The sequence below is a fragment of the Pedobacter sp. N36a genome (assembly GCF_014472395.1).
Classification (GTDB): domain Bacteria; phylum Bacteroidota; class Bacteroidia; order Sphingobacteriales; family Sphingobacteriaceae; genus Pedobacter.
Map to the genome: position 1 here is coordinate 493,778 of NZ_JACSZW010000002.1, position 14,853 is coordinate 508,630.

Annotated in this window: 15 protein-coding genes; 10 read left to right on the plus strand and 5 right to left on the minus strand. The window is 37.6% G+C overall.

The window, feature by feature from the left end; genetic code table 11:
• Positions 1–34 precede the first annotated feature (34 nt).
• A complete protein-coding gene (locus H9X96_RS05855; RefSeq protein ID WP_187665375.1) occupies positions 35–328 on the minus strand; it encodes a hypothetical protein in 294 nt (97 codons plus the stop codon).
• Between the two features lie 252 nt (positions 329–580).
• On the opposite strand from H9X96_RS05855, the gene H9X96_RS05860 reads away from it, so the two are divergent.
• The 6 genes from H9X96_RS05860 (at position 581) to H9X96_RS05885 (ending at position 4,929) form a co-directional block, all read left to right on the plus strand.
• Positions 581–730, plus strand: a complete 150-nt coding sequence (locus H9X96_RS05860) for a hypothetical protein (protein ID WP_187665376.1) — start codon at positions 581–583, stop codon at positions 728–730.
• Between the two features lie 180 nt (positions 731–910).
• Positions 911–1,555, plus strand: coding sequence for a Crp/Fnr family transcriptional regulator (locus H9X96_RS05865; RefSeq protein ID WP_187665377.1), 645 nt, complete (start codon positions 911–913; stop codon positions 1,553–1,555).
• A 70-nt stretch (positions 1,556–1,625) separates the two neighbouring features.
• The gene (locus tag H9X96_RS05870; RefSeq protein WP_187665378.1) at positions 1,626–2,420 is read left to right on the plus strand and encodes a sulfite exporter TauE/SafE family protein; all 795 of its coding nucleotides are present in this window, start codon (positions 1,626–1,628) and stop codon (positions 2,418–2,420) included.
• A gap of 86 nt (positions 2,421–2,506) precedes the next feature.
• Positions 2,507–3,925 carry a rhodanese-like domain-containing protein gene (locus H9X96_RS05875; RefSeq protein WP_187665379.1) on the plus strand — a complete coding sequence of 473 codons (1,419 nt, stop codon included), beginning with the start codon at positions 2,507–2,509 and terminating at the stop codon, positions 3,923–3,925.
• Positions 3,926–3,953: 28 nt separating this feature from the next.
• Positions 3,954–4,511 carry a YeeE/YedE family protein gene (locus H9X96_RS05880; protein ID WP_187665380.1) on the plus strand — a complete coding sequence of 186 codons (558 nt, stop codon included), beginning with the start codon at positions 3,954–3,956 and terminating at the stop codon, positions 4,509–4,511.
• A gap of 4 nt (positions 4,512–4,515) precedes the next feature.
• The gene (locus tag H9X96_RS05885; RefSeq protein ID WP_187665381.1) at positions 4,516–4,929 is read left to right on the plus strand and encodes a DUF6691 family protein; all 414 of its coding nucleotides are present in this window, start codon (positions 4,516–4,518) and stop codon (positions 4,927–4,929) included.
• Positions 4,930–5,009: 80 nt separating this feature from the next.
• Here H9X96_RS05885 and H9X96_RS05890 read toward each other — a convergent pair whose 3' ends face one another.
• The 3 genes from H9X96_RS05890 to H9X96_RS05900 form a co-directional block, all read right to left on the minus strand.
• Positions 5,010–5,357 (minus strand): hypothetical protein, encoded by a 348-nt coding sequence (locus tag H9X96_RS05890; RefSeq protein WP_187665382.1) that lies wholly within the window; start codon positions 5,355–5,357, stop codon positions 5,010–5,012.
• 445 nt (positions 5,358–5,802) lie between these two features.
• Positions 5,803–7,515, minus strand: coding sequence for a RagB/SusD family nutrient uptake outer membrane protein (locus H9X96_RS05895; RefSeq protein WP_187665383.1), 1,713 nt, complete (start codon positions 7,513–7,515; stop codon positions 5,803–5,805).
• An 11-nt stretch (positions 7,516–7,526) separates the two neighbouring features.
• Positions 7,527–10,517 (minus strand): TonB-dependent receptor, encoded by a 2,991-nt coding sequence (locus H9X96_RS05900; protein WP_187665384.1) that lies wholly within the window; start codon positions 10,515–10,517, stop codon positions 7,527–7,529.
• Between the two features lie 950 nt (positions 10,518–11,467).
• Between H9X96_RS05900 and H9X96_RS05905 the strand changes: the two genes are divergently transcribed.
• A complete protein-coding gene (locus tag H9X96_RS05905) occupies positions 11,468–11,686 on the plus strand; it encodes a hypothetical protein (RefSeq protein WP_187665385.1) in 219 nt (72 codons plus the stop codon).
• 45 nt (positions 11,687–11,731) lie between these two features.
• Positions 11,732–11,986 (plus strand): hypothetical protein, encoded by a 255-nt coding sequence (locus H9X96_RS05910; RefSeq protein ID WP_187665386.1) that lies wholly within the window; start codon positions 11,732–11,734, stop codon positions 11,984–11,986.
• A gap of 12 nt (positions 11,987–11,998) precedes the next feature.
• Here H9X96_RS05910 and H9X96_RS05915 read toward each other — a convergent pair whose 3' ends face one another.
• On the minus strand, positions 11,999–12,259 hold the full coding sequence (locus H9X96_RS05915; RefSeq protein WP_222943839.1) for a hypothetical protein: 261 nt from the start codon (positions 12,257–12,259) through the stop codon (positions 11,999–12,001).
• A 436-nt stretch (positions 12,260–12,695) separates the two neighbouring features.
• Between H9X96_RS05915 and H9X96_RS05920 the strand changes: the two genes are divergently transcribed.
• The gene (locus H9X96_RS05920; RefSeq protein WP_187665387.1) at positions 12,696–13,439 is read left to right on the plus strand and encodes a hypothetical protein; all 744 of its coding nucleotides are present in this window, start codon (positions 12,696–12,698) and stop codon (positions 13,437–13,439) included.
• A gap of 206 nt (positions 13,440–13,645) precedes the next feature.
• Positions 13,646–14,776, plus strand: coding sequence for a DEAD/DEAH box helicase (locus H9X96_RS05925; RefSeq protein WP_187665388.1), 1,131 nt, complete (start codon positions 13,646–13,648; stop codon positions 14,774–14,776).
• Positions 14,777–14,853 lie beyond the last annotated feature (77 nt).

Below are 14,853 nucleotides of genomic sequence, written 5' to 3' on the forward strand. Positions count from 1 at the left end.
TAATTTTTTCCAGGCCATTTATTTGGCCCAACGATTAACCTGCTTTCATCCGGATAAAAGAAGTTAAATGCTCTTCAAGTAAAGCGGTTTTAAAGTCATTATCAGGTGCATTTTCAGTTATTGTGATCTCCTGATCTGACACACTAATTGTTAAAGCAGTTCCAGCAATTATATCAGGAAACAGCACATTGATCTCATTATAAACATGGACGAAGTCTATATTCAGCATAGCATCTAATTTAGTGTTGATATAGTCTGGAAATTCCCTTTTTAGAAGGTCGAAAAGAACTACAGCGCTTATTGGATGTATATTTTTAATGCTTGTCATAATGGTTTTTTAAATGTAATGTCTTATCAAAATATTTTGAAAAAACGTGTATCGCCTTTATCCGATCAAATGTAGGTTATCAAAGTTCGCTGGTAATGATCAACATCATAGATTATATTGATTCTGATCAAGTTGAATTATTGTTCGTTATTGATCTTTATATCACAATTCAAACACATTACCCACCCATTAAAATCGATAAGAGAACTCCATCGCAGCTATCGCCAATAACAAAAATGGAAAGAGCGGTCTATGGATAAGAATGGAAATTATAACAAAAAGCAAGGAGGCACGGGAGATGAAGTTCTTGCCAAGAATAATTTATTTTTTTCATATTTTACCGGAGTTCCCGAAAAAAAAGAGGAAAATGAATCACAAGTACTAACATTAGGCAATGTTTAAGTTATAATTATCTATTTAAAATTTATTAAAAACAAGATTACCAAAGGCATTCTCCTGAAATCTTCAGGAAGGATCCAGTAGACCGCTCAAAAGTGCGAGCAGAAGAAACCATCCTTGTGACAAATTAGGTATGGACTTAGTTAAATCGTATTTTCGCAAAAAAAAATACCCATTCAAAAAATGAGCACAGAACCTAGCATCACCAATTATGTAGAATCTCTATTTCCCACTTTTGAACCTGGGTTAAAAAAAGTTCTAATTGAAAGTGGTGACCTTAAAACCTTTGATGCAGGAGAAATGATAATGCAGACTGGGCAAAATATGCGTTCCACTATTCTCATCGTTGAGGGACTTGTTAAACTTTATCGTGAAGGTGATGACGGAAATGAGTTTTTCATGTATTACCTGCAACCGGGAAATGCCTGCGCGCTGTCGATGATCTGTGCTACACGACAAGAAACCAGCCAGGTGATGGCTAAGGCCGTTGAACCTACCAAAGGTTTAATGATACCTATCTCGCTGATGGATACCTTGATGAAGGAATATAAATCCTGGTACTATTTTGTACTGGAAACGTATAGAAACCGATTTGAAGAATTACTGACCGTGATAGATAACATTTCATTTAAAAGTATGGATGAACGACTGGAATTCTACCTGGCAAAACAACACAGAGACCTGAATACCAGAAAACTACAAATTACTCACAGCGAAATTGCTAATGATCTAAACTCTTCAAGAGAGGTCATTTCCAGGCTCCTAAAAAAAATGGAACAACGTGGAACGCTCAGCCTACATAGAAATTACATCTCCTATCTTAAGTAATTTTCCAAAGTGACCTAAGTCACTGTCATTCGAATTGAAAACTTTCAACTTTGTCTAAAATATATTAGACATGGAAGTCATAGCATACTTAGCAGCCGCATTCATCGGCTTATCACTTGGCCTAATTGGTGGTGGTGGTTCAATTCTAACCATGCCGGTGTTGGTCTATCTTTTTGGGATTAACCCACTATTAGCAACCTCTTATTCACTTTTTGTAGTTGGCTCAACCAGTTTGGTAGGTACAATCAGCAATTATCGCAAAGGACAGGTGAACCTAAAAGCGGCTTTTTTTTTCGGATTAGCCTCGATTGTGACTGTCTATATAACCAGAAAATTTATTGTCCAATTAATTCCTGAACATCTATTCTCCATAGGTAGATTCTCTGTAAGTAGTGCATTGGCAACCATGGTATTTTTCGGATTCCTGATGCTAATGGCTTCGATAAGCATGATAAAGAGTAAGCAAATTGACGGAGAAGAGCAAGAATGCAAGGATTGTATTAAATTTTTCAAATTACTTGGTTATGGTATCACTATTGGCCTGGTAACCGGACTTCTTGGTGCTGGAGGAGGCTTCTTACTGATCCCCGCCTTGGTATTCTTAGTAAAGTTACCGATGAAAAACGCAATCGGTACCTCGTTACTCATCATCGCTCTCAATTCGTTAATCGGATTTACAGGAGACCTGGGACACTTTGATATCCAATGGAAATTCCTATTGGGGATCACCGCTATTGCCATAACAGGTTTGCTGATCGGCAACCTTTTTAGTAAAAAAATTCCCGGAGAGAAACTTAAAAAAGGATTCGGTTGGTTTGTATTGATTATGGGAATTTATATCATTCTAAAAGAACTTCTAAAATAAAATCGTTAGGTGACCTGAGTCACCGTCCAGCGCCTACTTTTTAATGAAATTTGTATTGTAATTAACAACAACTAAAAATTAAACACATGACTATTGAACAGATTTATACTGGATGTTTAGCACAAGGTGCTTACTATATCCAATCAGGTAATGAAGCCGCTATCATAGATCCATTAAGAGAAGTAGCTCCTTACATTGAAAAATCGTTGGCAAATCATGCAACCATTAAATATGTATTTGAAACGCATTTCCATGCTGACTTTGTTTCAGGACATGTGGATTTGTCTAAGCAAACCGGTGCACCGATTATATATGGTCCCAATGCCAAGCCAACTTACCAGGCACACATTGCAAAAGACGGCGAGATTTTTAAGTTAGGTGACATCAGCATTAAGGTATTGCATACCCCGGGGCATACGATGGAGTCAACCTCTTATCTATTATTCGATGAGCTAGGCAAAGAAACTGCACTATTCTCGGGTGATACTTTGTTCATAGGTGATGTAGGTCGTCCGGATTTAGCACAAAAAGCCGCACAGATGACCAAGGAAGATTTAGCAGGCATTTTATTTGATTCGCTGCGAAAAAAAATAATGCCTTTAAGTGATGATATTTTTGTTTATCCAGGCCATGGCGCCGGATCTGCCTGTGGTAAAAACATGAGTAAAGAAACTACTGACACCTTAGGCCATCAAAAATTAAGCAATTATGCTTTAAGATCCGACATGACTCGTGAAGAATTCATTAAGGAAGTAACTGACGGATTGACTCCCCCACCCGCGTATTTCCCTTTGAATGTAAAAATGAACAGAGAAGGTTACGACAGTTTTGAAACTGTGCTGAAAAAAGGAACTCAGGCATTAACACCTGAAGAATTTGAACTCATCGCCAATGAAACCGGAGCCTTGTTACTGGATACAAGAGCTGCACAAATATTTGCCAGTGCCTTTGTTCCCAACTCAATTAATATAGGTATTGATGGCAATTTCGCACCATGGGTTGGAACACTGATACCAGATATACAGCAACAAATTCTGGTCATTGCAGATGATGGACGGGAAGAAGAAGTGGTAACCAGATTGTCAAGAGTTGGATATGACCATGCAGTAGGATACCTTAAGGGTGGAATCGAATCATGGATCAAAAGTGGCAGAGCAATTGACCAAATCCAGTCTATAACGGCAAAAGAGCTGGCGAACAGATTTGATAAAACACCACTGAACATTCTCGATGTACGTAAAGCATCGGAATACTTTTCTGAGCACTTGCTGAATGCAGAAAACACACCATTGGATTATATTAATGATGTTATGGCCAAACTTGACAAAGCAAAAACCTATTATGTACACTGCGCCGGGGGATACAGATCAATGATCTTCAATTCTATTTTGCGTGCTCGTGGATTTGATCACCTGATCGACATTAAAGGTGGTTTTAAAGCGATCAAAGAATCCGAAAAACTTGAGGTATCCGATTATGTTTGCCCAAGCAAAATGACTAAATAAACATCATAAATAATTTAATTAAAACATCATGCTTGATTTATTGAGACAACCCTGGCCATGGTATACCTCCGGGATTGCCATCGCTACAATTATGGTCTTGCTTTTATTCTTCGGGAAGTCATTTGGTTTTTCAACGAATCTGAGAACCATCTGTACCATAGCTGGAGCCGGCAAAAGAGTAAAGCTCTTTGATTTTGACTGGAAAACACAAAAGTGGAACCTTTTATTTCTACTTGGCTCCGTACTTGGGGGAGTTGTAGCTGCAACATTTCTTGATAGTGGGGAGCCACTACATTTGTCTGTGGCAACGATTAAAGATCTGAAACAGATTGGTATTCAATTCGATGGACAGCTGAATCCGGCACAGATTTTTGGTCCAGATTTCATTAGTTCCCCTTATGGAATATTCATTCTCCTACTGGGCGGAATACTGGTTGGCTTTGGAGCTCGATATGCCGGTGGCTGTACCTCAGGTCATGCAATTAGCGGCCTGTCAAACTTACAACTCCCTTCTTTGATATCAGTAGTGGGATTTTTTACAGGTGGACTGGTGATGACCCATTTTTTATTACCATTAATTTTTTAAAGATATGAAAGGAATAAAATTTATAATTACAGGATTAATATTTGGTGTCATTATGGCTAAATCCGAAGCTATTTCCTGGTACAGGATTCAGGAAATGTTCCGCTTTCAGTCCTTCCATATGTATGGAATTATAGGTACAGCCGTTGTGATTGGCCTCATCGCCGTATATGTGATCAAAAAGTTCAAACTGAAAGATACCCAAGGTGACCAGATCATCTTTCATGATAAAGATAAGAGTTGGGCACGTTACCTAATAGGAGGATCAATTTTTGGTTTGGGTTGGGCGCTAACGGGAGCATGTCCGGGTCCTATGTTTGTGAATATTGGATACGGCTATTGGGCCATGGGAATTGTTGTACTGGGTGCGTTGATGGGAACTTACCTTTACGGAGTTATTAAAAATAAACTGCCGCATTAAAAAATCAATAGAAAAGATTGATCCGACTGGTGATTTTCACTACTACATTGAACCAGCTTCTTTTTTAATGATGAGTTCAGCTAATAATCCCTCACATATCCGGTTCGTAATACAAACTGTATCGGATCATTAAGGCCGATGGATGCGTTCAGACTTTGATGAATGGATGGCTCTTCCAGTATTTGGGTCATCGGATGTATGGCGATACCTTTTTCTTTTACTTTTAGGAACAGCCGTTGCATCCGCCTGCCGGTTTCGATGAGGGAGTCTACAGAGTTATCTTTACTTGTTATTAAAAACCAACCTGCAGATGAAGCTACCTGTTTCTCTACCTGGTTAATATTCTGATTCCTGAAGTTTTTAACCATCACGTTGGATTTTCCATAAAAGTTACGCACCACCCAACTAGAAATAACCTCGATTTCCATACTGCCAGTGGTAAGGCCATCTCGGTATTTTTAGTCCTGCCCATTCTTCGTGGGAAATCAGTTCGTGCAGAAATTGGTGCTAATTCAATGTCCAGTTCTAAGGAAACAAGTATTTAAATAATTTTCGTATCTGAATCAGTAAGTCCTTTGGGTATTCCCTGGCGGAACAAATTAGCTTTATTAATGTGCAGAGTGAAAAAATCTTTAGCTCCCTTGGCGGCGTTTTAAGCGGCGCTGCGTTAAAAGAATATATTCATTACTACAACAATAAAAGATAAAAAACAGGTTAAATGCAAAGAGCCCGGTGGAATACCGGGCTCTCGCACAAAAAACTTAATTTTGTCATCTGTCCAACATTTTGGGGTCACACCATAAATGATCAGCCTCTTCAAAATATTGTTTGTAATTATAATTTATCTAATGGCATCAATGACCATTTTCACCATTACTGAGTTGGGTTTTGAGTTAATTTTCCAGGATATGAATTAATAGCGCTTTGAGGAATATAGTATATTACTCTAAAATCAGTAGCGGCAATACTTACATTTTGATTTTGAGGTCCCGGATATTGACGCCTAAGTGCCTTTCCATTACGGAATACATCAAAACTACGTTCAGCCTGGTAGGCCAGTTCCAATTGTCTTTCTTTATCGATTAAATCTCCCGCATTAGTAGCATCTAACGAAGCATAGCCGCCATTAACAATAGAACGGGTTCTTATGGCATTTAAATCGCTAAGTGCCTCTTGAAATTTCTGTAATTTGGCGTATGCTTCGGCTCTGTTTAGATACACCTCGCCCAACCTGCTAATTACTGGAGAATGTAACTGTGAATTTTCACCTTCACGCGAATCTTTAACGATATAAAATTGTGGGTAAACACGATTTAATGTTATAAAATAATCTATATAACCAGTGTAAGTTTTTCCGTTTTTATAATTTACGGTATAAATTTCTTGTGTCGCATTTAGCGGTGTTAGCGTGTATACATCTGTACCTTCAGTGCAGGTAATTGTACTACCAGATCTGGTTACAGTTGCTTGCACATAGTTGACCACATTACCTGCATCATCTTTTATAAATCTAAATACCTCGGTATAGGCTCCAGCTGTATTTTTCGAATAAGTAGGCTCTATAAATGCCGCTCTGGCATCCACAATTTTATATTTATCTGGTCGCCAATCATTTCTACCAGTTTCATTTAACAAGCCAATGTATTTGGCACTTGCATACATTTCGCCCCAACCCTGTCCACCAATATTCGAGTACATGCCACCAACACCAAAAAAATGATCTGAACCAGAGAATTCTGATGCTATACGCTTAATTGCAAAAATGGTTTCCCTATTGTTTTCAGGTGTTAAAGTGTTGTATTTCATGAACTGATCCCTTGGTAATAGGCTGTAAGTAGATGAACTAGCTATTACTTTATTTGCATAATCTACTGCTAGCTGAGCATTGGCCTGATTAGGGTTTTCATACGTGCCACTCATGTAAAGATAAATTCTCGAAAGCATAGCCTGAGCAGCACCTTTAGAAGCAAAAGCAGACCCTTTATTTATAGTAATTAATTCCTCTGCCTTTTTCAAGTCCGAAATTGCTTGTTCATAAGTTGCTTTAACCGTAGACCTATCTGGTAAGTTGATGTTGATAACATCTTTAGGTGTACCGTTCACAATAGGCACGCCTAAATTGGTCTCTGGACTTTGGTAGTAAGGGCGTCCAAAAGCACGAACCAAATAAAAATACATCATTCCTCTAACATAATAACACTCTCCTAATTTACTATCAAGTATCGCATTTTTACCTTGTGGAATTAAGTTGATGATATTTGATGCTTGTGCAACGGCCTTATAACCACTATCCCAAAAAGTTGTTAATCTTGAATTATTTGGGGTTCTGGCAAAGGATATAAATTCGTAAAATGGATCCGTAGAAGATCCTCTGATCATCATATTGTCTCCCGCATATTCACCTAGGCGATGCATAGGATCTGACCAAGCTTTAAGCTGTGCATATACTCCATTAAGTAATCCATCTATAGATTCTTCTGGATTTTGATTTATCTTTTCAGATTGTAATGATCCGAATGGCTCTCTATCAACCTTACAAGATGATAGGGCAATTGTAGCAAAGATGATAACTAATATCTTTTTCATTTTTATGTGATTTAGAATGAAGCATTAAGTCCGAACATGAATTTTCTTGACATAGGATAAACAGACGGTCCTGTAGAGAATAAAACAGCTCCATCATTAGCAGGTAATTCTGGATCTACACCCGAATATTTGGTTAAAACAAATAAGTTTTCTCCTGATAGAAACACCCTCAAATTCCTTACTTTGTATTTTTTAAAATCGAAACTGTATCCTAATCCCAATGAACGCATTCTGAAAAAGTCACTACTTTCTAAATAACGTGATGACATAGCATTGCCTTTATCTTGATTATTATATCGAGCTACCGGGTGAGTTGCAATGTCGCCAGCTTTCTGCCATCTGTTCCAACCATCAGCTAACTTCATCTGATTTCTATCCGTATAAGCTCCATCTGAATCGTATTCCTGCCGCGAATAATTATAAATTTTTCCTCCTATTGAATACCCAAAAACTGCATTTAGATCAAATTTTTTCCAGGTTAAGACAGTAGTAATACCACCAAAGAAATCAGGTGAAGCTTTTGATAATTTTTCCTGAGTAGCTTGCGCATAGGTAGAGGTCTTTGTTCTGTCTATTTCATTCCCATTTGCATCTCTGGTTACTTTATACCATTGAGGTAAACCATTATCTGGGTTAACACCCGCCCATTCTGGCATGTAATAGGTATCCACTGGTAAACCAATTTGTAGTATTCGAGTGGCAGAGCCAGCTATACCTAAACCATCATCAACAATTATTGGTTTGGCAGTGTACGTTCCATCTAAATTTCTAGTTTTGTAGATATCGCTAAGCTTATTAACGTTGTGTCCTAAATTCATATCCAGGCTCCATGTGAAGTCGTTGGTACGAATAATATCGCCCCCTAGCGCTATCTCTATACCTTGATTTCTCATTTCACCAACATTCTGGTATAACCTTGTTACGCCTGTTAGACCCGAAATAGGTACATTATAAAGAATATTATTGGTATTCTTTATGTAAAAATCTAAGTTCAATCTAAGTCTGTTATTAAATGCAGCAGCATCTAAACCTAATCCACTGGTGTAAGTCTCTTCCCAGGTAAGGTTTGCGTTTCCAAGCTGACTGATCAAAAGACCTGGTACCCCATTGTAACTAGCTGCTGGGTTTACAGCGTATAAATCGAATTGTGGATACAAAGCACTTGGACGGTTACCTACAGTACCAACAGCAGCACGAAGTTTTAAGTTATTAATGTACTTAGTATTAAACCAATTTTCTCGGTGAATGTTCCAACCTGCTCCCACTGAAAAGAAGTTTCCATATTTTTTGCCGAAATTCGATGCACCATCCCTACGAAATGATACTTGTCCCAGGTATTTATCATCATAGGAATAACTAGTTTTAAAAAGCAAGGATTGCAATGCCCATTCGCTTATTCCTCCTTTAGTTCGTTCAGGTTTAGATACTACATCCAATACCTCAAATCCTGGAATTAATCCCGTTCCGTAAACATCTAATGATTTGCTTCTGTAATCATTAAATTCATAACCTGCAACAGAATTTAAGCTATGCTTTCCCCAAGAATTAATATAAGTTAAAAGTTGGTTGGTATAACGACGTGTATATTCGTCTCTGTATTCAGTAATACGACCATTTACACTTAATCCTCCATTCGAACGGGGATCCGTATAACTGCTGGCAGAATAGGTGTTAAATCTATAGTTATTAACAGAAGAAAAAGTTAACTTATTTGTTAATTTGATATCAAAATCAAAATTACCCATTAATTCATAGTTCGTATTTGCTGCTTTGTTCCATTGTAAATCATAAAGATAGTTAGTGGATACGCTATTTACCCAAGTGCTGGAACGATGAGGAACTAAATTTCCGTTGGCATCATATGGGCTGTCCCATGGTAAATTTGAATATATTGAAGTTACAGAATATTGTTTATCGGTAACCGCGCGGCGAGCCCCCACTAAAGATGGCTTAATGGTAAGCCAGTTAAAAGGCTTGTAAACAGTATTCAATCTGAAATTATAACGTTCGTAATCATATCCCTTTATAGCTCCAGATTCGTCGTATAAACCGATTGATAGCATCGATTGTAGCTTTTCTGTTCCACCTTGAAAAGTGATATTATGATTTTGATTGAAGCCTGCTTTCGTTGCTAAATCCCACCAATCGAAATTACTGTCGCGTAAATCTGGTTTCCACCTAGGAAAGCTAATGGTATTTGCGTTGGCAAAGGAAGAAAAATATTCGTATAATTCAGCACCGTTCATTACTTCCAAATTACCATTAGTAAGTTGTGTTACGCCTAATCTGGAAGATACATCGATTGTCATTTGTCCAGATTTGGCTCTCTTAGTAGTCACGATGATTACACCATTTGCGCCTTGAGAGCCATAAATTGCAGTAGATGCGGCATCTTTTAATACACTAAGACTCTCAATATCTTCTGGATTTAAGTCTCCAGGACTAGAGCCAATAATGACGCCATCAATTACCCATAACGGACTAGTAGTTCCACCTAAAGTAGCCTGTCCGCGAATGATAACTGCCCCTGCTGAGCCTGGCCTTCCTGAGCCTGGTGCAACAAAGAGACCAGCGGCCTTCCCAGCAAGCAGATTTTGTACATTTGGCGAAGTAACGTTTTTTAATGCACTGCCTTTAATGGTGCTTAATGCTCCTGTTAAACTTTCTCTTTTTTGAACACCATAGCCAACAACAACAACTTCATTCAAAGACTCAGTTAATTCTGCAAGTGCAATATCTCCTAGAGATTGCTGGTTAATAGTGATTTCTTTAGAAGTGAAGCCAACAAAGCTAATTATTAAAACTTCACCTATTCTTGCTTCTATGTTAAAGGAACCTGAAGAATTGGCAGATGAAACGCGGGTAGTGCCTTTAACTTTTACAGACGCGCTTGGAATAGGTCTTCCTTCTAGATCCTTAATGGTTCCAGTTATTGGCAGATTTTGTGCCCTGGCTAAAATAGCAAAAGCACTTAGAAAAAATAATAGAAATAACTTTTTCATAATAGAATTACAGTTTAAAATGGTTAGTTAGTTTGTTTTTTAATTGATACGAATAATTTGAACACATTAAAGCATAAGACAGTTGATTAGTTGGTTGAAATTTATTTTTAATTAAGTTTAGCTGTCAACTAATAGGTCTTTTTAACTCCTAATTGAATTCTAAATTATGTGATTGAAAACATTAAAAACAAACAGACTCTACACAAACGTTTGTTCAATTGAAGGCATTCATGAAAATTCTAAACTTAATCTTGACTAAACTATTTAGAATTCAGTGTTTTCAGTAGAATGAAAGATTTTAAACCATATTTAGGTCCGTTTTCTATAGAAATTAACGCTTTATCAGTCTTGATGAAGCTTCTTTTTAGCAACTTTTCAATCCAAAATAAATTGAAAACTGATTTTTCGCAATCGTTTGCGTTAGGATTTGTTCAAATCTTCCATGTTTTTTTATAAGAAAGAAATCATACTAAAACTTGTAAATATTATTAAAAAATCTTTTGTAGGGCGTGTTCAGGTTTATTTTACATCGAGAGTAGAAATGCAAAACTGGTTTGAAGAAACAAACTAGCTGGGCTTAAGCTTTCCTGCTTATATCAGTGGGTTTTTAACCATCCCCTCCACTTCCAGTTTGAAAATCAGTACTATTAAATCATAGGATAATCAATATCAGGTGTTTATTGTAACCTTGATTTTAAGTCTATTTTCACAGCGTTACAAGAAAGGTCAAACGGAGTTACAAGGTCATCTTATCCTGTAAGGGTCCTAGCAACCTCCTCGTAGAACCCTGGCAAAAATCACAAAATTACACACAGATTCTGGCTTCATTCTCACAAAGCCAGGGCATAAATTTAATTTCAGCATCAGGAACTTAAATGGCCAAATGAAACATAAAACCTACTTAGGTTGTTTTTTAGGTAATTGTCTACTTTTTAATAATACTTCAGATTATGACAAATCAAGAAAATATCAAAAGAAAAGATAACGCGCCAAAAAAGACTGTTTACAAAGAAACAGAAGAACGCAACAATGTAAACAAACCAGATAACGGAGAGACCTCCTCTGTGGCAGATATGGGAAGAACAGACCTAATTTCAAGGACTGAACGCAAGCATAAACCATTGGGATCAAGTCATGAGCCAGGAACAGCACCAGGCAGTGACCTCTAAATTTGCTATATAGCCAATAAGGTAAATCATTTAAATAGTGAACAGATGAAAAACAATAAAACATCAAAACCAGGTTCCGAGGAGTACCATGTCGAAAAGACCGAAGATTTAAACCTTCCTAAATACCATAGCAGCACAGACCGTAGAAATAGTGATGAGTTACCGGCGACTGAAAACCTGAATGATCAGCCCGAGGATACTACTCAGAAGACCGCAAAAGAGCAAGATCTTCCCAAAACTAATTTAGGGAATAAGGAGCATGGTGACGAAAAACAACGTGAAAAGATCATCACTCCCTAACTTGGCCCTTGTCTAATTAAAATCAACAGCTACCGTAACACACAGATTTCCAAATGAAGTAGCCAGACTATTGGCAAATTCCAAGGATTTCGGTGCCGAAGAAATCATATAGGTAGAAGCATTCAAGAAACTAGGTGCATATAGAAATCCCCATACCGCAATGACAATAAGGGTTGCGATGGCATTTCCTCCTGAAAAATGCAGCAATCTTGGAATAATGATGGTCCCGGAGAGAAAAAATGCGGTAGTTTTTGTCACGTTTTTATTTAGCATTTTTCTAGCAACCCAGATAATCGGCAAAAGGAACTCCTTCCGATTTAGTCGGAGTTGAGGAAATGGGGTACAAAACATCGGGAAATGATGAAATAAAAATCAAAATAGAAAAGCCCTTGATCTGCTTTGAAAATACGCGCATCCAGGGCTTTCAATTTGAGAATTATTTAAAAATTTCGCTATTTCTTAATAAAATCCTGTATTGGTTAAAAACGATATTCTTAATAAAATCTCGGTGTCGGATTTAAGCTTAAATCCTTTATAATCTATCCGTACTATTTATATAAGGACTTTCGTGCATTTTATAAAGAAACCAAAAGGTTTCGGCCTTAATTTAAACAGCAATATGGCAGAATACCGGAATAATGCTAAATAAAACACAAACAGATTTCTATATTTGATTCCAAAATACTTCACAGTTTTAACAAAACACATTATGAAAAGATACCTTTTTATACTCTTTTTGTTTTTCTCCTTTTCAGGGTTTGCACAGCAGACGCTGAACAATTACAAATATGTAGTGGTTCCGGAAAAATTCAGCTTCTTAAAAACCAATAACCTTTATGGATTAAATGACCTGGCTAAATTCCTGGTGGAACAAAAAGGATTTACGGCTTATTATGACAATTCAGAATTGCCTTCAGAGATTGTAAATAACAAATGCCAGGCCCTGAACCTGGATTTAGTAGAGCGTAAAACCATGTTCACTACTAATCTGACGATCCTATTAAAAGATTGCCAGGGTAATGTGCTCTTTAAAAGTAAAGAAGGAAAAAGCAGAGAGAAAGAGTATAAAACCTCTTATAATTTTGCACTCAGAGATGCCTTTGCTTCCATGGATAGCCTGAATTATGTAACTTCATCTGCGCCAGCGGTTATGCCATCTGCAGCAGTTGTTCCTCAGCAAAACAGGGTAGTAACCACTTATGCACCCGCTGTGGCTGCTGAAGTCGTTCCTGCTGCAGGTACCTTATATGCACAGCCAATTGCGAACGGTTTTCAACTGATCAATACTGTCCCAAAAGTAGTGTTGACCTTAATGATCACTACCATACCGGATTACTTTATTGCAAACAATGCCACTGCTCAAGGCATCGCCTACAAAAGAAATGGCGAGTGGTTCTTTGAATATTATCAGAACAATAAACTGGTTACTGAAAAATTATTGATTAAGTTTTAAAACAGTGCCCACACCTGGCTCCTTCCCGGAAATTCGACAGGTGTGGGACTATTTCCCTCCATTTAGCCCCAAATTATAGAACCTTTACTATATAATTGATGATTATAGAACAAACACTCTATATTTATTGGGATCAAAGGCTAAATTAATTTAAACCAAGGCTAACAACGATTTTTGCTTACTTTTACACAAAAAATTGAGTAATTATGCCTTTTACAGCCTTAGGTTTGTCCCCTGCTTTATTGAAAGCACTGGCAGATCAGAATTTCACCACAGCTACCCCTATTCAACAAACTGCTATTCCAGCGATATTAAATAAAAAAGATGTTTTAGGTATTGCGAAAACTGGTTCTGGAAAAACAGCCAGTTACGTTTTGCCGCTTTTAATGAATTTGCAGCAAACCATTGGTGTGAAAAATCGCCATGCGAATGTATTGGTACTAGTGCCTACGCGTGAATTGGCAGAACAGGTAAAAGAAGTATTCAAGACTTTTAGTCCGGCACTGCCCAAGCCAGTGAAAACGCTGGCGGTATATGGCGGGGTTTCCATTAATCCGCAAATGATGGGTATGCAAGGAGTAAATGTGCTGGTGGCTACCCCGGGTAGATTATTGGAATTGGTAGACAACAATGCGGTGCACTTATCTGATATTGAAACCCTGGTATTAGATGAGGCTGATAAAATGCTCAACTTAGGTTTTAAAGAAGAACTGAACAAAATCCTCGCTTTATTACCTAAGAAACGTCAGAATTTATTGTTTTCTGCTACGTTGAGCCCTGATATTGAAAACATCAATCAGATTGTGCTGCATGATGCGGTAGTCATTAAATTGGAAGCAGAAGAAGATACACTGGACACGATCAATCAGCTGGCTTATATTGTTTCAGAAGAAAAGAAAGGACCATTTTTACGCTACCTGATCCATCATCATGATATGAAACAGGTATTGGTATTTACTTCTTCCACGCATCAGGCAGATGCCGTGGTCAACAAGCTTAAAAAGAATAATATTGATGCCAGAGCCATCCATAGCAAGAAAAGTCAGGGCTCCAGAACGGAATCTTTACTGCTCTTTAAATCCGGTAAACTAAGGGTATTGGTCGCCACAGATTTAATGGCCAGAGGAATTGATATTAATTTCCTTCCTTATGTGATCAATTATGAATTACCAAGATCACCTAAAGATTATGTACACCGGATTGGTAGAACTGGACGTGCAGAAGCTGCAGGAGATGCCATTTCCTTAGTGAGCAAGAATGATTTGCATCATTTCGAAGTGATCCAGAAAAAGATGGGTAAAACAGTGAACTTAATTGATGGCGAGAATATTACCTAACGTAACTTCTTATTTTCAGCTATTATAGACTAATAACATCATAAAATACCCCAAATAAGCAGTAGACTGCCCCCAAA